The organism is Streptomyces avidinii, assembly GCF_045161815.1.
GTDB lineage: Bacteria > Actinomycetota > Actinomycetes > Streptomycetales > Streptomycetaceae > Streptomyces > Streptomyces avidinii.
In genome coordinates, this window is sequence record NZ_CP108863.1 from 5,864,460 (window position 1) to 5,884,761 (window position 20,302).

General features: G+C 72.6%; 17 protein-coding genes and 3 tRNA genes. 8 read left to right on the forward strand and 12 right to left on the reverse strand.

From position 1 onward, the window contains the following. Positions 1-7: 7 nt before the first annotated feature. The 4 genes from dnaG to OG373_RS26320 form a co-directional block, all read right to left on the reverse strand. Positions 8-1,933, reverse strand: coding sequence for a DNA primase (gene dnaG / locus OG373_RS26305; RefSeq protein ID WP_405440712.1), 1,926 nt, complete (start codon positions 1,931-1,933; stop codon positions 8-10). Positions 1,934-1,967: 34 nt separating this feature from the next. Beyond that, entirely contained in the window at positions 1,968-3,242 is a 1,275-nt protein-coding gene (locus OG373_RS26310; RefSeq protein WP_405440713.1) for an NAD(P)/FAD-dependent oxidoreductase, read from the reverse strand. Positions 3,243-3,335: 93 nt separating this feature from the next. Continuing rightward, positions 3,336-4,661 carry a deoxyguanosinetriphosphate triphosphohydrolase gene (locus OG373_RS26315; protein ID WP_405440714.1) on the reverse strand — a complete coding sequence of 442 codons (1,326 nt, stop codon included), beginning with the start codon at positions 4,659-4,661 and terminating at the stop codon, positions 3,336-3,338. Between the two features lie 36 nt (positions 4,662-4,697). Continuing rightward, on the reverse strand, positions 4,698-5,423 hold the full coding sequence (locus OG373_RS26320) for a sirohydrochlorin chelatase (RefSeq protein WP_405440715.1): 726 nt from the start codon (positions 5,421-5,423) through the stop codon (positions 4,698-4,700). A gap of 347 nt (positions 5,424-5,770) precedes the next feature. On the opposite strand from OG373_RS26320, the gene OG373_RS26325 reads away from it, so the two are divergent. The 4 genes from OG373_RS26325 to OG373_RS26340 all read left to right on the forward strand — a co-directional run bounded on the left by OG373_RS26325 (position 5,771) and on the right by OG373_RS26340 (position 9,963). Further along, positions 5,771-6,478, forward strand: coding sequence for a vancomycin high temperature exclusion protein (locus tag OG373_RS26325; protein ID WP_405440716.1), 708 nt, complete (start codon positions 5,771-5,773; stop codon positions 6,476-6,478). 28 nt (positions 6,479-6,506) lie between these two features. Continuing rightward, positions 6,507-7,319: a glucose 1-dehydrogenase gene (locus tag OG373_RS26330; RefSeq protein WP_405440717.1), complete on the forward strand. Its 813-nt coding sequence runs from the start codon at positions 6,507-6,509 to the stop codon at positions 7,317-7,319. A 73-nt stretch (positions 7,320-7,392) separates the two neighbouring features. After that, a complete protein-coding gene (locus OG373_RS26335; protein ID WP_405440718.1) occupies positions 7,393-7,842 on the forward strand; it encodes a hypothetical protein in 450 nt (149 codons plus the stop codon). 45 nt (positions 7,843-7,887) lie between these two features. After that, a complete protein-coding gene (locus OG373_RS26340) occupies positions 7,888-9,963 on the forward strand; it encodes a molybdopterin oxidoreductase family protein (protein WP_405440719.1) in 2,076 nt (691 codons plus the stop codon). Here OG373_RS26340 and OG373_RS26345 read toward each other — a convergent pair. Next, positions 9,960-10,922: a nucleotidyl transferase AbiEii/AbiGii toxin family protein gene (locus tag OG373_RS26345; RefSeq protein WP_405440720.1), complete on the reverse strand. Its 963-nt coding sequence runs from the start codon at positions 10,920-10,922 to the stop codon at positions 9,960-9,962. The genes OG373_RS26340 and OG373_RS26345 overlap by 4 nt on opposite strands. Beyond that, entirely contained in the window at positions 10,919-11,521 is a 603-nt protein-coding gene (locus OG373_RS26350; protein WP_405440721.1) for a hypothetical protein, read from the reverse strand. The genes OG373_RS26345 and OG373_RS26350 overlap by 4 nt, the downstream gene beginning before the upstream one ends. Positions 11,522-11,614: 93 nt before the next feature. Here OG373_RS26350 and OG373_RS26355 point away from each other — a divergent pair, with 93 nt between their 5' ends. After that, positions 11,615-12,727, forward strand: a complete 1,113-nt coding sequence (locus OG373_RS26355) for an RNA polymerase sigma factor (protein WP_405440723.1) — start codon at positions 11,615-11,617, stop codon at positions 12,725-12,727. 70 nt (positions 12,728-12,797) lie between these two features. Here OG373_RS26355 and OG373_RS26360 read toward each other — a convergent pair whose 3' ends face one another. The 5 genes from OG373_RS26360 to OG373_RS26380 all read right to left on the reverse strand — a co-directional run bounded on the left by OG373_RS26360 (position 12,798) and on the right by OG373_RS26380 (position 19,106). Next, positions 12,798-13,313, reverse strand: a complete 516-nt coding sequence (locus OG373_RS26360; RefSeq protein WP_405440724.1) for a GNAT family N-acetyltransferase — start codon at positions 13,311-13,313, stop codon at positions 12,798-12,800. A 110-nt stretch (positions 13,314-13,423) separates the two neighbouring features. Further along, a complete protein-coding gene (locus tag OG373_RS26365; protein ID WP_405440726.1) occupies positions 13,424-15,346 on the reverse strand; it encodes an ABC transporter ATP-binding protein in 1,923 nt (640 codons plus the stop codon). Beyond that, positions 15,343-17,076: an ABC transporter ATP-binding protein gene (locus OG373_RS26370; RefSeq protein ID WP_405440727.1), complete on the reverse strand. Its 1,734-nt coding sequence runs from the start codon at positions 17,074-17,076 to the stop codon at positions 15,343-15,345. Before OG373_RS26370 ends, OG373_RS26365 begins: the two co-directional genes overlap by 4 nt. 119 nt (positions 17,077-17,195) lie before the next feature. After that, complete coding sequence (locus tag OG373_RS26375; protein WP_405440729.1) at positions 17,196-18,671, reverse strand: FGGY family carbohydrate kinase; 1,476 nt, start codon at positions 18,669-18,671, stop codon at positions 17,196-17,198. 132 nt (positions 18,672-18,803) lie between these two features. Further along, the gene (locus tag OG373_RS26380; RefSeq protein WP_397728724.1) at positions 18,804-19,106 is read right to left on the reverse strand and encodes a YtxH domain-containing protein; all 303 of its coding nucleotides are present in this window, start codon (positions 19,104-19,106) and stop codon (positions 18,804-18,806) included. A 146-nt stretch (positions 19,107-19,252) separates the two neighbouring features. On the opposite strand from OG373_RS26380, the gene OG373_RS26385 reads away from it, so the two are divergent. The 3 genes from OG373_RS26385 (at position 19,253) to OG373_RS26395 (ending at position 19,668) form a co-directional block, all read left to right on the forward strand. Beyond that, positions 19,253-19,325 (forward strand) — tRNA-Asn (locus OG373_RS26385). Between the two features lie 5 nt (positions 19,326-19,330). Further along, positions 19,331-19,403, forward strand: a tRNA-Asn gene (locus tag OG373_RS26390). Positions 19,404-19,594: 191 nt separating this feature from the next. Beyond that, positions 19,595-19,668, forward strand: a tRNA-Ile gene (locus OG373_RS26395). A gap of 93 nt (positions 19,669-19,761) precedes the next feature. Here OG373_RS26395 and OG373_RS26400 read toward each other — a convergent pair. Continuing rightward, positions 19,762-20,145: a CATRA system-associated protein gene (locus OG373_RS26400; protein ID WP_405440731.1), complete on the reverse strand. Its 384-nt coding sequence runs from the start codon at positions 20,143-20,145 to the stop codon at positions 19,762-19,764. Positions 20,146-20,302: the final 157 nt, after the last annotated feature.

Genomic DNA, 20,302 nt, shown 5'->3' on the forward strand with positions numbered 1-20,302 from the left:
ACCGCGGCTACAGACCCTCGGCGCCGCGGTTGCGCAGCCGCTGGCCGTACTGCTGGAGCACCCACAGCTCCTGCTGGACGGCCGCGTGCTGCTCCGGCGGGGCCTGCGGGCTCAGGCGCGTCATGGTGCCCTGGATCTCCAGGACCCGTCGGTCGACGGCACGCAGGCGGACCTGGACCAGCTGGACCCCGGCGTAGATCTCGTCCACCGTCTTGGCGTGGATGGCCTCGACCGCCAGCTCCGTGACCATCGCGCGGACGGTGTCGTTCGGGGCGGCCTCGCGGACCCGCGCCAGGTAGTCGTCGGTGGCCTGCGAGGCGCCGCCCGCATCCTGGATGGCCTGGCGGACCGCGGCGTAGGGCGGGGCGGTGAACTCGTCGATCCCGTACGCGTCGAAGGCGGGGGAGACCAGGGCAGGCCGCTGGAGGGCGAGCTTCAGCAGCTCGCGCTCGGTGCGGTGCGCCGGGCTGCGCAGGTTCAGCGCGGGACCGCCGGCCGGTTGGGCGGCGGGCGCGGGAGCGGCCTCGTGGGACGGGCGGCCCCGCTGCCGGTCCCCGCCGGGGCGGCCGCCCTGCGGCCCGTCGCCCTGGCCGCGCTCGCGGGCCCAGCGGGCCAGCTGCGCGACCCGCTTGACCACGAACGGCTCGTCGAGGATGCCCAGCATGCCCGCCAGCTGGACCGCCGACTCGTGCTGGATCGAGAGGTCCTTGATGCTCGCGACGACCGGCGCGGCCTCGGCCAGCGCGGCCGCCCGGCCCGCCGGGTTCTCCAGGTTGTGCCGGGACACGATGTGCCGCAGGGCGAACTCGAACAGCGGCGTGCGGGCCTCCACCAGGCCGGACACGGCCGCGTCGCCCTGGGCGAGGCGCAGGTCGCAGGGGTCCATCCCGCCGGGGGCGATGGTGATCGAGGTCTCCGCCGCGAACTTCTGGTCGTCCTCGAAGGCCCGCAGCGCGGCCTTCTGGCCCGCCGCGTCGCCGTCGAAGGTGAAGATCACCTCGGCGGTGGCGTTGTCCATCAGCAGCCGGCGCAGGATCTTGATGTGGTCCCCGCCGAAGGCCGTGCCGCAGGTCGCGATCGCGGTGGTGACCCCGGCCATGTGGCAGGCCATCACGTCCGTGTAGCCCTCGACCACCACGGCCCGGGAGGTCTTCGCGATCTCCTTCTTCGCCAGGTCGATGCCGTACAGCACCTGGGACTTGCGGTAGATGGCCGTCTCGGGGGTGTTCAGGTACTTCGGCCCGTTGTCGTCGTCGCGCAGCTTGCGCGCGCCGAAGCCGACCACCTCGCCGCTGATGTCGCGGATCGGCCACATCAGGCGACCGCGGAAGCGGTCGATCGGCTTGCCGCTGCGGCTGTCCTGGGCGAGCCCGGAGGTGATCAGCTCCTTGTCGCTGAAGCCCTTCCCGCGCAGGAAGCGGGTCAGGTGGTCCCATCCGGCCGGGCTGTAGCCCACGCTGAAGTGCGTGGCCGCGGCCTGGTCGAAGCCGCGCTCCGCCAGGAACTTGCGGCCGATCTCCGCCTCGGGGCTGCCCAGCTGGTCGACGTAGAACTGGGCGGCGGCCTTGTGCGCCTCGACCAGCCGGATGCGGTCACCGCGGCCGCTGGTGCCGGCGGTGTAGCCGCCCTCCTCGTACCGCAGGGTGATGCCGGCCAGGCCGGCCAGGCGCTCGACCGCCTCCGAGAAGGAGAGGTGGTCGATCTTCATGACGAAGTCGAGGGTGTCCCCGCCCGCCTGGCAGCCGAAGCAGTGGTAGAGCCCCTTGCTGGGGCTGACCTGGAAGGAAGGGGACTTCTCGTCGTGGAAGGGGCACAGGCCCTTGAGGTTGCCGCCGCCCGCGTTGCGCAGCTGGAGGTACTCGGAGACCACGGCGTCGATCGGGACCGCGTCCCGTACCGCCTTCACGTCGTCGTCGTTGATCCGTCCTGCCACCCGTGAAGTCTACGGCCGGGCGCCGGCAATCCTGTCAGGCCCCCTGGGACCGCACCAGGGCGTCGAGCGGAACGGACGGGTCCGCCAGTGCCTCGCGGTTGACCGGGGCCTTTGACCTGATCAGAGCCTGGATGTGCTCGGTGACATCCCAGACGTTCACGTTCATTCCGGCCAGCACCCGCCCCTCCGACAGCCAGAACGCGATGAACTCCCGCTTGCCCACGTCCCCGCGGATCAGCACCTGGTCGTAGCCGCCGGGCGGCGCGTACCCCGAGTACTCCAGGCCCACGTCGTACTGGTCCGAGAAGAAGTACGGCACGCGGTCGTAGCCGGCCTCCTGTCCCAGCATCGCCCGAGCGGCGGCCGGTCCGCCGTTCAGCGCGTTGGCCCAGTGCTCCACCCGCAGCCGGGTCCCGAGCGTCGGGTGGTGCGCGGCGGCCACGTCCCCGACCGCGTACACGTCCGGGTCGGAGGTGCGCAGGGACGAGTCCACCGCGATCCCGCCGCCGTGCTCCCGGTCGACCAGGGCGAGCCCGGCGGTCTCGGCGAGCGCGGTCCGCGGGGCGGCCCCGATGGCGGCGAGCACCGCGTGCGCCGGGTGCTCGTCCCCGTCGTCCGTACGGGCGGCCAGCACCATGCCGTCGTGGCCGACGATCTCGGTCAGCCGCGCCCCGAAGTGGAACCGCACCCCGTGATCGGCGTGCAGGTCCGCGAAGAGCCGGCCGATCTCCGGGCCGAGGACCGTGTGCAGCGGCGTGGCTTCCGGCTCGACGACGGTGACCTCCGCGCCGTAGCCGCGGGCCGCGGCCGCCACCTCCAGGCCGATCCACCCGGCGCCCGCGATCAGCAGGTGACCGTTGTCCCGGCCGAGACCGGCCAGGACGCCCTTCAGCCGTTCCGCGTGCGCGAGGCGCCGCAGGTGGTGCACCCCGGCCAGATCGGTGCCGGGGATGTCGAGCCGGCGCGGCTCGGCGCCGGTGGCCAGCAGCAGCTTGTCGTAGTGCAGGACCGTGCCGTCGCCGAGGAGCACCTTCTTGGCGTCCCGGTCGAGGTGCACCGCCGGCTGGCCGAGGTGCAGCTCGACGTCGGCGGCCGCGTACCAGGACGGCTCGTGGACGAAGACGCTCTCCCGGTCCTCCTTGCCCGTCAGGTAGCCCTTGGACAGCGGAGGGCGTTCGTACGGATGGTCGCGCTCGTCGCCGATCAGGATCACCCGCCCCGTGAACCCCTCGGACCTCAGCGCTTCGGCCGCCTTGGCCCCGGCGAGCCCTGCGCCGACGATGACGAATGTCCGGTGTGCGTCGACCACCTGATGCCTCCTCATAACCTCTCCGCCACATGCGAGCACATGCGAGCGTCCCGCACCGAGCCTGCCGCGTGAAGGGGGAGTGGCTCGATCGGCTCACCTTTCGGCGCGTCGGCCGCGCCGGGTGAGGCGTGCGTGAAGGGAACGGGCGGATGCGTCCGTGAGGCACGCGATCTGGTCGATGACCGCCCTTTTCCTGGCCCGGTCGTCCGGGGCCGCGTCGAAGGTCGCCCGGAACTGCGGGTCCAGTCCCTCGGGCGCGCGGGCGCTGAGCGCCTCCGCCAGTTCGGCCAGGACGATGCGCTGGTCGGCGCGGATCCGTTCCTGCTCGTCGCGCTGCATGACGTACAGGTCGGCGACAGCCTTGAGCACCGCGCACTCGTTGCGCGCCTCGCGCGGGACCACCAGTTCGGCGCCGTAGCGGGTGAGGCGGCCGGAGCCGTACGCCTCCCGCGTGGCCCCCTCGGCGGCCAGGCAGAACCGGCCGATCAGCTGGCTCGTGGCGTCCTTCAGCCGGGCCTGGGCGACGGCCGAGCCGTCGTACCCGTGCGGCCACCACTCCTCCTCCATCAGCCGGTCGAGGGCGGCCCGCAGCTCCTCGGGCGCGGTGTCGGCGGGGACGTACCGGCCGATGGCGACCTGCCAGATCGCCGTGCGCTCGGGCTCCGAGAAGAGGAGGTTGGGGTCGAGGTGGCCGGCGTGCAGGCCGTCCTCGAAGTCGTGGACGGAGTACGCGACGTCGTCGGCCCAGTCCATGACCTGGGCCTCGAAGCACTTGCGGTCCGCGGGTGCGCCGCGGCGCAGCCAGGCGAAGACGGGCAGGTCGTCCTCGTACGCTCCGAACTTCACCGAGTCGGGGTCGGTGGGGTGGTCCCCGCGCGCCCACGGGTACTTGGTGGCGGCGTCCAGGCAGGCCCGGGTGAGGTTGAGGCCGACGCTGACGAGTTCCCCGCTCGCCGGATTGGGCACGAAGCGCTTGGGCTCCAGGCGGGTCAGCAGGCGCAGCGACTGGGCGTTGCCCTCGAAGCCCCCGCAGTCCTTGGCGAACTCGTTGAGCGCCTCCTCGCCGTTGTGGCCGAAGGGCGGGTGGCCCATGTCGTGGGAGAGGCAGGCGGCTTCGACGAGGTCGGGGTCGCAGCCGAGCGCGGCGCCGAGCTCCCGCCCGACCTGGGCGCACTCCAGCGAGTGGGTGAGGCGGGTACGAGGGCTCGCGTCCCAGTCGTACGAACGGCTGCCCGGGGTGACGACCTGGGTCTTCCCGGCGAGCCGGCGCAGGGCGGCGGAGTGCAGCACGCGGGCGCGGTCGCGCTGGAAGGCGGTCCGGCCGGGCCGTTTGTCGGGCTCGGTGGCCCATCGCTCGGTGTCGGCCGCGCCGTAGAGGCCGTGGTGGTCGTCGGTGAGGGCGTGCGTGGTGCCTTCCATGACTAGACGGTAACCGGAACCTCTGACAAATCGGGATCAGGCGGAGAGCAGTTCCGGCCGCGCCAGGTCGAGGGGGAGGGTGCGCGCCTCGTCGTAGCGGTGCAGCAACAGGCGGGCCAGGGCCGGGTGGTCGCCCAGCGGAGCGGCGGCGTTGCCCGGCGCGGCCGCTGCGGTCTGGGTGGCGAAGCGGCCGGGAGCGGCGAAGTACGAGGCCACGGCGATCCGGTGGTGCCCTCGGGCGGCAAGGGCCCGGACCGCGTCGGGGGCGGTCGGCGCGGCGGCGGAGGCGTAGGCGGGGGTCACCGGGACGCCGCCGAGGCGTTCGGAGAGCAGGGCGGCGGTGCGGCGCGTGTCGGCCGCCGAGTCGGGGTCGCGGGAACCGGCGGCGGCCAGCACGACGGCCGAACCGGGGGCCGGGGTCCAGCCCGTCTCCAGGAGCCGCTCGTACAGGGCCTCGACGAGCAGCGGATGCGGACCCAGCGGTGCGGCGACGCGGGTGAGCAGGTGTCCGGCCCGGGCGGCGGCCGCCGGGAGATCACGCTTGACGTGGTACCCGCGGCCGAGCAGCAGCGGGACGAGCACCGCCGAGCCGGACAGCCCGCTCAGGGTGTCGTCGAGCAGCGGCTCGTTCAGCTCGATGTGGCCGAGCCGGACGTCGAGGCGCGGGCGGAGCTCGCGGACCCGGTCGAGGAGGGCGCGGGCGGTGTGCAGGGCGCGCGGGTCACGGCTGCCGTGGGCCACGGCGACGAGGGTGGGCTGCATGGGCGGACTCCGGGTCGGCGCAGGCCGCTGAGCTGGGTGCCCAGCTGGAGGGTGATGCGGCCGAGGAGCTCGGCCGTGCTGTCGAAGGGGAGGGCGGGAAATTCGGGAGGGTGCACCGGCTCCGTCATGAATCGATCCTGCGCGCCGGAGATTGCCGGTGCGTTGCGCGGGGATGACGGGTGTTTGCCGGGTGCTCACAGGGCGGCCGGCGCGGTTGTCGGAGCCGGTGGCGGCGCGCGGGGTGCCCGCCCGGCCCGCCCGCCCGGCCTGCGGGCCCGGGTGAACCGCGCGGCGCCCGTACGCGTCCTGACCAGCGGACCAGCAGCCGAGAAACCAGGGGATGGATGATGCGCCGACCGCGCCTGCCGAGAGTCGAGTGGAGCCGGGCGGTGGCGGCGCTGCGCAGCGTACGGACGCGGCGGCTGGCGGTGCAGACCGTCATGGCGGGCTGTGTGCTGGCGCTGCTGCCCTCGGCGTGGATGCACGCGGTGGCCGCCGACCGGCTGCGGACCACGGCCGACGCGCCCGCCGCCGAGGTGGCCGTGGTGTTCGGCGCGGGCCTGTGGCGGGGGCGGCCCACCCCCTACCTGGCCGACCGGCTGGACGCCGCCGCCGAGCTGTACCGCACCGGCAAGGTCAGGGTCGTCCTGGTCACCGGGGACAACAGCCGCACCGAGTACGACGAGCCGAACGCGATGCGGACGTACCTCACGGGCCAGGGGGTGCCGGACACCCGGATCGTCAGCGACTACGCGGGCTTCGACACCTGGGACTCCTGCGTACGGGCCAAGGAGATCTTCGGTGTGGAGCGGGCCGTGCTGGTCACCCAGGGCTTCCACATCCGCCGGGCCGTCGCGCTGTGCCAGGCGGCGGGCCTGGACTCGTACGGCGTCGGGGTGGCCGACGTGCACGACGCCACCTGGTACTACGGCGAGACCCGCGAGGTCTTCGCGGCGGGCAAGGCGGCGCTGGACGCGGTCTTCAAGCCCGCCCCGCACTTCCTGGGACCGAAGGAGGAAGGGGTGTCGCGGGCGCTGGCCGCTCTGGCAGACTGACGCGGCGCCGGTTATGCCGATTAGTCATATGCCGGTCAGTCCCGTACGAGAGCGTCAGGGGTGTGGAACCGTGGCTGTTGTGGATCTGAGCGGCAAGGTCGTCGTCATCACCGGTGGAGCCCGCGGCCTGGGCGCCGCAGCCGCACAGGCCGTCGTGGACGGCGGCGGCCGGGTACTGATCACCGACGTGCTGGAGGCGGAGGGCGCCGGGACGGCCGCGAAGCTCGGGGACGCGGCGCGCTTCGTCCGGCACGACGTGACGAGCGAGGCGGACTGGCAGGCGGCCCTGGAGTACGCGGTCGCCGAGTTCGGCCGCATCGACGGCCTGGTGAACAACGCGGGCATATCCACCGGCCGGTTCCTGGAACACGAGAGCGTCGAGCACTTCCGCCGGGTCGTCGAGATCAACCTGGTGGGCGTGTTCATCGGCATCAAGGCCGCGATCCCGCTGCTGCGCGCGAACGGCGGCGGGTCCATCGTCAACATCTCCTCCGCCGCCGGCCTGACCGGCCTCGCGCTCACCGCCGGGTACGGGGCCTCCAAGTGGGGCGTGCGCGGCCTGTCGAAGATCGGCGCGGTGGAGCTCGCCGAGGCGGGGATCCGCGTCAACTCCGTGCACCCCGGCATGACGCTGACCCCGATGACCGCCCCGATCGGCATCCGGGCGGGCGAGGGCAACTACCCCGGCGCCCCGCTGGGCCGCGTCGGCGTGCCCGAGGAGATCGCGGCCGCGATCGCCTTCCTCCTCTCGGACGCCGCCGGGTACATGACGGGCGCCGAGCTCGCCGTCGACGGCGGCTGGACGGCCGGCCTGACGGTGAAGTACCTGACGGGCCGGTGACCGGCCCGGCGCCCCGCCCCGACCGCCGGTTATTCGCGTGCCGTCGGCGGGGCGCCGGACTACGGTCCGGCCTGTGGAACAGGAAGATCAAGCCCAGGAGCGTGCCCCGGCCCAGGACCAGGAGCGCGCCGCACCCCTCGTGCGCGACGTCCTCCCCGCCCTGGCGGCCGAACTCGTGCGGCTGCTGGAGGAGGAGGGCGAGCGCGAACTCGCCATCTGCGCCAACGACCTGCGCATCGTCGCGGACTGCGGCTGCGGCGACGACTTCTGCCAGAGCTTCTACACCGAACGCCGCCCGACCGGGCCGTACGGCCCGGGCCACCGCAACGTGCCGCTCTCCGCGGACCGCGGCTACCTGATCCTCGACGTCGTCCACGGACGGATCATGTTCGTGGAGGTCCTCGACCGGCCCGAGCTGCGGCCGGCGCTCACCGCAGCTCTCGCCGCGGCCCGCACGCCGGACCGGGCCGCGGCCTCACCGGGGCCGGCGGCCGGCGCTGAGGGGGAGCACCCAGGGCCGTAACGCGCGGCGGCCGCCCGTGTAACACCGGCGGCGCACGCTGGGGCCATGCGCACCTCCGACTCCGCCACCGACACGCACTGCCCGTACTGCGCCCTGCAGTGCGGGATGCGGCTCCGCCCCGAACCGGGCGGCGCCACCGTGACCGTGGAGGAGCGGGCCGACTTCCCCGTCAACCGGGGCGCGCTGTGCGGCAAGGGCCGCACCGCGCCCGCCCTGCTCTCCTCCCGGGTGCGCCTGACCGAGCCGCTCGTCCGCACCCACGCCGGGCGGCTGGAGCCGGCCACCTGGGAGGAGGCCCTCGATGCCGTCGCCGAGGGCCTCGCCCGCACGGGCCGCTCGTACGGGCCGGACGCCGTCGGCGTCTTCGGGGGCGGCGGGCTCACCAACGAGAAGGCCTACGCGCTCGGCAAGTTCGCCCGGGTCGCCCTGCGCACCTCGCAGATCGACTACAACGGCCGCTTCTGCATGTCCTCGGCCGCCGCCGCCCACCAGCGGGCCTTCGGGCTCGACCGCGGGCTGCCCTTCCCGCTGGAGGACATCCCGCGCACCGGCTGCGTGATCCTCGTCGGCTCGAACCTGGCCGAGACCATGCCGCCCGCCCTGCGCTACCTCACCGAGCTCAGGGCGAACGGCGGCACCCTCGTCGTCATCGACCCGCGCCGTACCCGCACCGCCGAACAGGCCGACCTGCACCTCGCCCCGCGCCCCGGCACCGACCTCGCCCTCGCGCTCGGCCTGCTCCACCTGATCGTCGCGGAAGGCCGCACGGACGAGGAGTTCATCGCCGCCCGCACCACCGGCTGGGAGCAGGCCCGGGCCGCCGCGATGGCCCACTGGCCGGAGCTGGTGGAACGCATCACCGGGGTACCGGTCCCCAGGCTCCGCGAGGCCGCGGACCTGTTCTGCGCCCCGGAATCCGCCATGGTCCTCACCGCCCGCGGCCCCGAGCAGCAGTCCAAGGGCACCGACACCGTCGGCGCCTGGATCAACCTGTGCCTGGCCACCGGCCGGGCCGGCCGCCCGCTCTCCGGCTACGGCTGCCTCACCGGGCAGGGCAACGGCCAGGGCGGCCGCGAGCACGGCCAGAAGGCCGACCAGCTCCCCGGCTACCGCAAGCTCACCGACCCGGCGGCCCGCGCCCACGTCGGCGCGGTCTGGGGCGTCGACCCCGACAGCCTCCCCGGCCCGGGCCGCAGCGCCTACGAACTCCTCGACGCCCTCGGCACGGACGTGAAGGCCCTGCTCCTGATGGGCTCGAACCCGGTGGTCTCGGCCCCCCGCGCCGCCCACATCGAGGACCGCATCCGCTCCCTGGACTTCCTCGCGGTCGCCGACGTCGTCCTCTCCGAGACGGCGGCCCTCGCGGACGTGGTCCTCCCGGTCGCCCAGTGGGCGGAGGAGACCGGCACCACCACCAACCTGGAGGGCCGCGTCCTGCTCCGCCGCCGGGCCCTGACCCCGCCGCCGGGGGTCCGCAGCGACCTCGACGTCCTGCACGGACTCGCCACCCGCCTGGGCGTCGAAAAGGGATTCCCCACCGAACCGGAGGAGGTCTTCGAGGAGCTGCGCCGCGCATCTGCCGGCGGCCCGGCGGACTACTCGGGCATCACCTACGCCCGGATCGAGGCCGAACAGGGCGTCTTCTGGCCCTGCCCCGAAGGCTCCGTGGGAACCGAGCGCCTCTTCCTGGACCGCTTCGCCACCGACGACGGCAGGGCCCGCTTCGTCCCCGTCTCCCACCGCGACGCCGCCGAGGTCCCCGACGCGGACTACCCGCTGCTGCTCACCACCGGCCGGGTGGTCGCCCAGTACCAGTCCGGAGCCCAGACCCGCCGGGTGGACGAGCTCAACGCGGCCGCCCCCGGCCCCTTCGTGGAACTGCACCCGCGGCTGGCCGCCAGGATCGGCGCGGTCGACGGCAGCCCCCTGGCCGTGACCTCCCGCCGGGGCCGCGCGGTGGCCCCGGCCCGCATCACCGACACCATCCGGGCGGACACCGTCTTCATGCCCTTCCACTGGCCGGGCGAGGGCCGCGCCAACTCCCTGACCAACCCCGCGCTCGACCCGGTGTCCCGGATGCCGGAGTTCAAGGTCTGCGCGGTCCGCGTCGAGCCGGCCTAGCCACGACCCGCGAAGGTCGGCGCAAGGGCGGTCAGAAGCCGCTCGGCGTAGGACTCGGCGGAGCCGGAGATCCCCGGGTAGTCGGCCCGGAAGGTGTCCCAGTCGGCCCACTTGACCTCGGCGAAGGCCTCCAGGGTCAGCGGGGTGTCCTGGGGCGCCTTCGGCGGGAAGTACTCGCCCGACTCCCGGAAGACCGTGTGGACCAGCTCGTACGGAGCCGTGCAGCGCTCGGCGAGCAGGACCGCGTCGTAGAGGTCCTTGCCCTGCGGGTACATGTCGGTGGCCAGCCAGATCAGCTTCCACGCCAGCGACAGCTCCGGCGTGGCCGCCCGCAGACGCACCCCCGCGACATCGGCCGGCTCCGGCGCCGCCGGGAGCCGCTCGTTGAAGACGAAGTCCAGCTGGACCTGGCCCCCGGGCAGCCCCGGTGCCGACCAGGGCAGGACCAGACGGCGCCCGGGGACGCGCTCGTACGTCCAGATGTCCTCGCAGACCGCCGCGCCGGCGGCGATCACCGGCCCGCCCTGCTCGTCGGCGGCCCGCTCGGCCGCCTCCGCGACGGCCGTCAGCAGCCGCGCGGTACGCGGCTCCTCGATCGCCCAGTCCTGGGGGACCACCACGAAGTCCAGGTCGTGCGGCTCCCGCGCCGCCGCCCCGAACCATCCGGACATGAGCATGCTGCCGCGCAGCACCAGCGAATCCGCCCAGCCCGACCCGGCGACACCCCGCGCCACCACGTCGAGTGCCGTGCGGCGGGCGGCCCGCCAGGCGGGGCGCAGCGCGCCGTCCACGGCCGCGTCCGTGATCCGGTAGCCGTCCGCGAAGTGCTTCAGCGCCGGGTCGAAGACCCGGGCATCGGGGCCCGCCGCGTCCAGTCCGGCCGTGGAGGTGCGCGGCAGCTGGATCTGGCGCCGCCTCCAGTCGTCCCCGGCCGCGTCCTGCGTGCTCGTCCCGGTCATGCCGTCACCTCTTCGCCGATCCACCCGTCGTCCACCGACAGGTCACTGTCGTACAGCACGAACTCCCGCTCCTCCGAACGGATTTCGTACCCGGCCGAGCCGAGCGCGGCGACCAGCGCGTCGCAGGCCGCGCCCGCCCCCGCCGCCGTGCCGCGCCACCGCTGGGTCACGAACCGTTCGTGCGCGCCCCCGGCCAGGACCCGGCGGGCGTTCCAGGACAGGTGGGCCCCGTGCGGGACGACCAGGGACTCCAGGGCGCCGCGGTCGAAGTCCGCCGGCAGCAGCAGCTTGAGGTGGTGCTCGAAGTAGCCGCCGCCCGGGCCGGGGGACTCGGTGGTCCACGGGACCGTCTCCACCTTCACCCGGACCGGGTCGAAGCCGGCCGACCGCAGCCGCGGCACCAGCCGCTCGTGGCCCGTGCGGTCCGGCAGGGTCAGCATCGGCTGCGAGACCATCCGGCCCCGGGCCAGCAGGATGTGGGTGACCTTCAGCTCCCGTGCCCCGGCCCAGGCGCCGAGCCGCGCCAGCTCGGCCGCGTCCGCGCAGCGCACCGTCACATGGGTCTCGTACTCCGACATGGAGTCGATCATCTCGGACATGCGTCCGAGCCGCATCGGGATTCCCGCCGGGGGGTAACCATCCGGTCACGCACCGGACTCAGAAAGTGCTCGCACGCCCCTCGTGGCCGCGATGTGTCGTACCCCACACTGAGGTGCGGTGCCCCCGTCCTCGGAGCCCTGGAGGTCGCCCCCGTGCAGACCCGGACCCTGACCGTGAACGTGAGCGAGTCCTCGGAGGCCAAGGCCGTGGACGAAGAGCCCGAGGTACCGGAGCTCATCGAGCCGGTGCCCGTGCAGCGCAGGCGCAGCAACAGCGACAGTGGAGGCGGAGCGGGCCCGTCCGCCGATCTGTTCCGGCAGTACCTCCGCGAGATAGGCAGGATCCCGCTGCTCACCGCCGCCGAGGAGGTGGACCTCGCGCGACGCGTCGAAGCCGGCCTGTTCGCCGAGGAGAAACTCGGCAACACCCCCGACCTCGACTCCCAACTCGCCCTCGACCTGGACAAGCTCGTCGTCATGGGGCGGATGGCCAAGCGCCGTCTCATCGAGTCGAACCTGCGGCTCGTCGTCTCCGTCGCCAAGCGGTACGTGGGCCGCGGGCTCACCATGCTCGACCTCGTGCAGGAGGGGAACCTCGGGCTGATCCGGGCCGTCGAGAAGTTCGACTACGCCCGCGGGTACAAGTTCTCCACCTACGCCACCTGGTGGATCAGGCAGGCGATGTCCCGGGCCCTCGCCGACCAGGCCCGGACCATCCGCGTCCCCGTCCACGTGGTCGAGCTGATCAACCGGGTCGTCCGGGTGCAGCGCCGCATGCTCCAGGAGCGCGGGTACGAGCCGACGGCCGAAGAGGTGGCGGTCCAGCTGGAGTTGACCCCCGAGCGGGTCCTCGAGGTGCTTCGCCTGGCCCAGGAGCCGGTCTCCCTGCACGCCCCGGTGGGCGAGGAGGACGACGTCGCGCTCGGCGACCTCATCGAGGACGGGGACGCCGCCTCGCCCGTGGAGTCGGCCGCCTTCTTCCTGCTGCGCGAGCATCTGGAAGCCGTCCTGTCGACCCTCGGCGAGCGCGAGCGCAAAGTCGTGCAGCTGCGGTACGGCCTCGCCGACGGGCGGCCGCGCACCCTGGAGGAGATCGGCCGGATCTTCGGCGTGACGCGCGAGCGGATCCGCCAGATCGAGTCCAAGACCCTCAACAAGCTCCGCGACCACGCCTTCGCCGACCAGCTCCGCGGTTACCTGGACTGACGGACCGACGGACCGACGGACCGACGGAAAAGGGGGCGCCCCGCCAGGCGCCCCCACTCCGTTGCCACCGTTACGGGTGCGCAGAGTCGGGGGAGTCGGACAGGCACCGGCTCATCCACACGTCGTCGACATAGGCCCCGTCCAGAAAGAACTCCTCGGGCAGGACACCCACCACTGCGAAGCCGCATCGCCGGTAGAGCTGCTGCGCCGGCTTGTTGTGGCCGAGGACGCGCAGGTTCATGCGGCGGGCACCACCGGCCCGGGCGGCGGCGCAGGCGGCCTCGACGAGGGCCTGCCCGACCCCGCTGCCGCGGGCCGATTCGAGGACCGCCAGTCCTTGGATGTGACGGACGTGCCGATTGGAGTCGAGGGGGCCGGCCGGGGCCTGGGCGACGTATCCGACGATCCTGTGCCCGCGTTCCGCGACGAGGTAGCTCTCCACGGGGTGCCGTTCGTCGAAGAGGGACGCATCGGCCGGGCGCTCGGGGCCGGGTTCGCTCACGCGGGACCATGCCGAGCGAAGCAGCGCCACTATCTCGCGTTCGTCTTCCGCCCGGGCCGGGCGAATCACCACGTCCAATGCCATGCCGTCATGCTAGCCACGGCCGTTGCGCCGTGGCCCCCCGGGCCGGAGGGGCATCCGAGTACGTCCCGTACCGGATGCCCCTCCGCCGTGCGACGCGTGAAAGAGACGACCTAGTCGACCTCGGCCACCGCCTGCGCGAACTGCGCCGCGTACAGCCGGGCGTACGCGCCGTTCGAGGCCAGGAGCTCCTCGTGCGTGCCCTGTTCCACGATCGAGCCGCTCTCCATCACCAGGATCACGTCCGCGTCGCGGATCGTGGACAGCCGGTGCGCGATCACGAAGGACGTACGGCCGTGCGCGAGGCGCGCCATCGCCTTCTGGATCAGCACCTCGGTACGGGTGTCCACCGAGCTCGTCGCCTCGTCGAGCACCAGGATCACCGGGTCCGACAGGAACGCCCGGGCAATGGTGATCAGCTGCTTCTCGCCCGCGCTGACACCCGCCCCCTCGTCGTCCAGCACGGTGTCGTAGCCGTCCGGCAGGGTGCGGATGAACCGGTCGGCGTGGGCGGCCCGCGCCGCCTCCTCGATCTCGGCGCGCGTGACCTCGCGCGAAGCACCGTAGGCGATGTTCTCGGCGATGGTGCCGCCGAACAGCCAGGTGTCCTGGAGCACCATGCCGATGCCGCTGCGCAGGTCCTCGCGGGTCATCTTCGCGATGTCCACCCCGTCGAGGGCGATCTCCCCGCCCGTGACCTCGTAGAACCGCATCAGCAGATTGACCAGGGTGGTCTTGCCGGCGCCGGTCGGGCCGACGATCGCGACCGTGTGGCCCGGCTCCACCGTGAGCGAGAGGTTGTCGATCAGCGGCTTGTCCGGCTCGTAGCGGAAGGCCACCTTGTCGAAGGTGACCTGACCGCGCAGGTCCTCGGGACGCTCCGGAACCTCGGCGTCCGGCTCCTGCTCCGCCGCGTCCAGCAGCTCGTAGACCCGCTCCGCGGAGGCGACACCGGACTGCACGAGATTCGCCATCGAGGCGACCTGCGTCAGCGGCATCGAGAACTGCCGCGAGTACTGGATGAAGGCCTGCACGTCACCGATCGACAGCGTGCCGGACGCGACCCGTAGCCCGCCGACGACGGCTATCAGCACGTAGTTGATGTTCGAGATGAAGAACATCACCGGCTGCATGATGCCGCTGACCAGCTGCGCCTTGAAGGAGGCCCGGTACAGCGCCTCGTTCTGCTCGGCGAAGACGGCCGCGGACTCCTTCTGCCGGCCGAAGACCTTGACCAGGTTGTGCCCCGAGTACATCTCCTCGATATGGGCGTTGAGCGCGCCGGTCGACTTCCACTGCGCCACGAACTGCGGCTGCGACTTCTTGCCGATCTTCGCCGCGACGAAGATCGACAGCGGTACGGTCGCCAGCGCGACGAGCGCCAGCAGCGGCGAGATCCAGAACATCATCACGAGCACGCCGACGATGGTCAGCAGTGAGTTCAGCAGCTGGCCCATCGTCTGCTGCAGCGTCTGGCCGATGTTGTCGATGTCGTTCGTGGCCCGGCTCAGCACCTCGCCGCGCTTCTGCTGGTCGAAGTACGACAGCGGCAGCCGCGACAGCTTCGCCTGGAGCTCCTCGCGCATCCGGTAGACGGTGCCGTTCATGACGTGGTTCGACAGCCGCGTCGCGACCAGCATCAGCAGCCCGGCCAGGGTGAAGACCACCAGCGCCCAGATCGCCACGACGCCGACGGCGCCGAAGTCGACGCCCTGCCCCGGGGTGAAGTCGGTACCGGCGAGCATGTCCGCCATACCGTCCTGGCCCCGGGCGCGCAGCCCGTCCAGCGCCTGCTGCTTGGTGGTCCCGGCCGGCATCTCCCGGCCGACGATCCCCGCGAACACCAGGTCGGTGGCCTCGCCGAGGATCTTCGGGCCCACCACGGCGCAGCCGACACTGCCGACGACGGCCGCGACCATGCCCCAGATCTTGGCCCGGTCGTACGCGAGCTGACGCAGCAGCCGCTTCCCCGAGCCCTTGAAGTCCATGGACCGCTGGGCCGGTCCCATCATCATCCGTCCTCCGGGCCCGCTCATGCGGCCTCCGCCTCCGTCAGCTGGGAGAGCACGATCTCCCGGTAGGTCTCGTTGCCGGCCATCAGCTCGTGGTGGCGGCCCTCGCCCACGACCTGGCCCTCGTCCAGGACGATGATCCGGTCGGCGTCGCGGATCGTGGAGACCCGCTGGGCCACGATGACCACGGTCGCCTCCTCGGTCTCGCGGGCGAGCGCCGCGCGCAGCGCCGCGTCCGTCGCGTAGTCCAGGGCGGAGAAGGAGTCGTCGAAGAGGTAGATCTCCGGGCGCTGCACGAGCGTGCGGGCGATGGCCAGACGCTGGCGCTGGCCGCCGGAGACATTGGTTCCGCCCTGGGCGACGGGGGCCTCCAGGCCACCCTCCAGCGCGGAGACGAACTCCTTGGCCTGGGCCACCTCCAGCGCCTGCCAGAGCTCTTCGTCACTCGCGTCCGGGCGCCCGTAGCGCAGGTTGGAGGCGATGGTTCCGGAGAACAGGTACGGCTTCTGAGGCACCATGCCGACCGTTCTGGCCAGCAGCTCCGGGTCGAGCGCGCGGACGTCCTCCCCGTCGACGAGGACCTCGCCGCCGGTCGCGTCGAACAGCCGCGGGACCAGGCCCAGCAGCGTGGACTTGCCGCTTCCGGTGGAGCCGATCACCGCCGTGGTCTCGCCGGGGCGGGCCACCAGGTCCACCCCGCGCAGCACCGGCGCCTCGGCGCCCGGGTAGCGGAAGTCGGCGCCGCGCAGCTCCAGGCGCCCGCGGCGGACGAGTTCGCGCACCGGGTCCTTGGGCGGGACCACGCTGGACTCGGTGTCCAGGACCTCCTGGATGCGCTCGCCGCAGACCTCGGCGCGCGGCACCATCATGAACATGAAGGTGGCCATCATCACGGCCATCACGATCTGCATCAGGTAGGCGAGGAAGGCCGTCAGCTGGCCGATCTCCATGCCGCCGCTGTCGACGCGCATAGCGCCGAACCAGATCACGGCGACGCTGGAGATGTTCACGACCACGATGACGGTGGGGAACATGTACGCCAGGAGCTTGCCGGCGGCCAGCGAGACGCCGGTCAGGTCGGCGTTGGCCTCGCGGAAGCGGTCCTTCTCGTAGTCGTCGCGGACGAAGGCGCGGATCACCCGGTTGCCGGTGATCTGCTCGCGCAGCACCCGGTTCACGGTGTCCAGCCGCTCCTGCATCTGGCGGAACAGCGGCCGCGTCCTGAAGACGATCGCGCCGACCGAGATCCCGAGCACGGGGACCACGGCGAGCAGGACGCCGGACAGCTTCACGTCGAGCGAGAGCGCCATGGCGATGCCGCCGACGCACATGATCGGTGCCGAGACCATCAGGGTGAAGGTCATCAGCACCAGCATCTGGACCTGCTGGACGTCGTTCGTCGTACGAGTGATCAGCGAGGGCGCGCCGAACTGGCCGAGCTCCCGCGCCGAGAAGCTCTGCACGCGGTCGAAGACGGCGGCACGCAGGTCCCGGCCGACGGCCGCGGCCGTACGGGCCCCGTAGTAGACGGCCCCGACGTTGCAGACGAGCTGGACGAGGGAGACACCGAGCATCAGCGCGCCGAAGCGCAGGATGTAGCCGGTGTCGCCGTTGACGACACCGTTGTCAATGATGTCGGCGTTGAGGGTGGGCAGGTAGAGGCTGGCGCTGGTCTGCAGCAGTTGCAGCAGGACCAGCACCGCGATGGGTTTGCGGTACGGACCCAGATGGGTCCGCAGAAGTCGTATGAGCACGCGCAGGCTCCGGTCGGCACGATCGAGGGGGTCAACCCATATTGGGCCAACCGGCCCCGCGATCCCCACCGGATTTCGCAAAGGCCGGTCAAAAGGACCAGCCCACCCCGACCCGCGACCTAGGGAGCGTTGTGCCTGTCGGGCCCCTGGAACGCCCCGGGGTGGATCTGCTCCCGCGTCGCGATGTACTGCTGGCGCACGGCCTGCCACGCCGGGAACTCGTCGCCCGGCTCGAAGACCTGGGCCGCGGGGGCCGGCCAGACCGGCGGGGTGTGCGGGGCCAGCGTGCCCTGCGCCACACCCAGCGCCCAGGCCGCCTGGCGCGCCGCGCCCAGCGCCGCGTAGTCCGCCGGTGCCGGCACCACGACCTGGGTGCCGAACAGCCCGGGAGCCGCGGCCTGCACGGCGGGCAGCTCGGCCGCCGCGCCCAGCAGGAACACCCGGCGGATCTCGACCCCGCGCGAGCGCAGCACGTCCAGCGCGTCCACGAGCCCGCACAGCATGCCCTCGAAGGCGGCGCGGGCCAGGTGCTCCGGCTTCATCGAGTCCCGGCGCAGCCCGGACAGGGTGCCGGCGCTGTGCGGCAGGTTCGGCGTCCGCTCCCCCTCCAGGTACGGCAGGAGTACGAGGCCGTGCGCGCCCGGTGTCGACTTCAGCGCGAGCTCGGACAGCCCCTCCAGATCGGTGCCGAGCAGCTCGGCGGTGCCGCGCAGGGCCCGTACGGCATTGGAGGTGTTCACCACGGGCAGGTGCATGCCGGTGGCGTCGGCCAGGGAGGTGACGAGCCCGCCCGGCTCCGACACCGCCTCGTGGTGCACCGCCATCACCGAACCGGAGGCACCGAGCGAGACCACCGCGTCGCCGGGGCCGAGCCCCAGCCCGAGCGCGGCGGCCATCGTCTCGCCGGTGCCGGCGGATATCAGCAGCCCCTCGGGCGTGGTCCCGGCGGCATCGGCCGGGCCGAGCACCTCGGGCAGCAGCGCCCGGTGGCCGAGCGCCAGCTCGACCAGGTCGGGGCGCCAGGTTCCGGTGGCCGCCGACCAGTACCCGGTACCGGAGGCGCCGCCGCGGTCGGTGGTCCGCCGGGCCGGTCGGCCCAGCAGCTGCCAGACCAGCCAGTCGTGCGCGGACATCAGCACGGCGATCCGGCGGGCCGCCTCGGGCTCGGTGCGGGCCAGCCAGGCCAGCTTCGCCACCGGCTGCGCGGCGTGCGGGACCGAGCCCACCGCCTCGACCCAGGGCTGCCGGCCGCCGAAGGCCTCGATGAGTTCGGCGGCGGCGACCTGGCCGCGCTTGTCGTTGCCGACGAGGGCGGGACGTACCAGCCCGCCCTGCGGGTCCAGCGGCAGCAGACCGTGCTGCTGGGCCGAGACCCCTATGGCCTGAACCCCTTCGAGGAGCCCGCCGCCGGCGGCCTCGCCGAGCGAGAGCAGCCAGGCCTGCGGATCGGTCTCATGGGGACTCGCGCCGTCCGGTTCGGCCGTGGGCTGCGGATGGGGTGCATACCCCTGGCGCAGCACGGCGCCGGTCTCGGTGTCACAGACGACGATGCGTGTGAACGCGGAAGAGCTGTCCAGCCCGGCGACTATCCCCATGTGGACGATTCTGCCGCACGCGGGGCCGGTCTCGACCGCTCCGGAGCCCCCGGAACCTCATGGATCCCGTGGGCCCCGGCGCGTGGACCTGTGGGTCCGGGCCGTCCCTTTCGGATCTTCGAAAGGGACGGCCTAGGTGTTGCTGGTGCCCCAGTCGTCGTCGGCGCCGCCGCCGACCCTGTCGCGCAGTCCCCGTACCCGCCCGGCGATCGACTCCGGGACGGCGTCGCCGACCTTCTGGCTCACCGCGGTGAAGGCCTTCCCGGCGAACTCGCGCCCGGTCTGGCCGGCGGTCTCGGCGGCGTTGCGCACCGCCGGGTTCTGCGCGATCTGCCGTGCGGACTTGCGCAGCTGCTCGTAGCGCTCGCGTCCGGCCCGGGTTCCGAGCACGTACCCGAGGGCCAGTCCGACCACGAACGTGACCTTGTACCGCATGCCTGCCACCCTTCGTCGTGTGGTGCCCGGCCGCGCTGGTGAAACCGATTGGCGGAGCACCCCCCTGCTTGCGCTAATCTATGACTCGCAACGGGCACTCGCCCCCCGGCAAGGCCGGAGGTGGGCTGTTCGATGCACCGCAGCAATCCCCTGTAGCTCAATTGGCAGAGCAGCCGGCTGTTAACCGGCAGGTTACTGGTTCGAGTCCAGTCGGGGGAGCGCGGTCCCCTGTAGCTCAATTGGCAGAGCATTCGGCTGTTAACCGGAGGGTTGCTGGTTCGAGTCCAGCCGGGGGAGCAAGGAAGAAGAAGAGGGCCCCACGGGGTCCTCTTCTTTTCTTTTGCCACCCCGTCCGGGAACCGGACAGCCTTCAGCGCGGTCTCTCTGAACAGGCGAAGCCGATCATGCGAGGCATCCGAGGCAGGAGATCGTATGAGCGGCTATGCTGCGGCAGACGGCGCGCACACGTGTACGCGCCACGCCGTGAAGGGGCGGTAGCTCAGCCGGTTAGAGCAGCGGACTCATAATCCGTCGGCCGTGGGTTCGAGTCCCACCCGCCCCACTGCGAGCCGCAGGTGCAGAAACGATCGCACCTGCGGCTTCGGCGTTTTCCAGGGGCGCCGTGCCCTCAGGTGCGTCCGATCCGGCGCCGGGGTCAGCGGCGGTCGTCGGGCGGTGCGGACCGCGGGGCCGGTGCAGCCGTGGGCGGCTCCGGGGGCGTCAGGGTGTGGATCAGGTGGTTCATGCGCTCCCGATGGCGCGCGCTCACCCGCACCGGCCGCACGGAGCCGATCGGGACCACCCGGTCGGGGGCCGCGAGCTGCAGCTGCACGAGTGTGCGGCGCAGGGCCGCCTCCTCGCCGCCGTGGGCCTCCGCCGCGATCAGCGTCTCGACGGACGTGCCGAGCTTCTCCCAGCGGTGCGGGGGCAGCTCCCAGTCCGTCAGTGCGTAGTCGAGGAGGGCCAGGATCCGGTCGACGAGGGCGGTCCGCCCGTCCGGTCCGGGGGGTGTCCGAGGAGAGGCTCCGGGCGCTGACATGGCGTCAGCATAGCCAGCGGAGCCCGCCCGGGGAGGGCGGTCGCGCAGGAGACGACGATGATCCCGGACCACCCCTCGCGGCCGGTGCTCCCTTGGTACGCTCGACCGGCCGCATGGGGGCACGGAGCCGGCGATGGAGTCCTGTATTGACGGACGT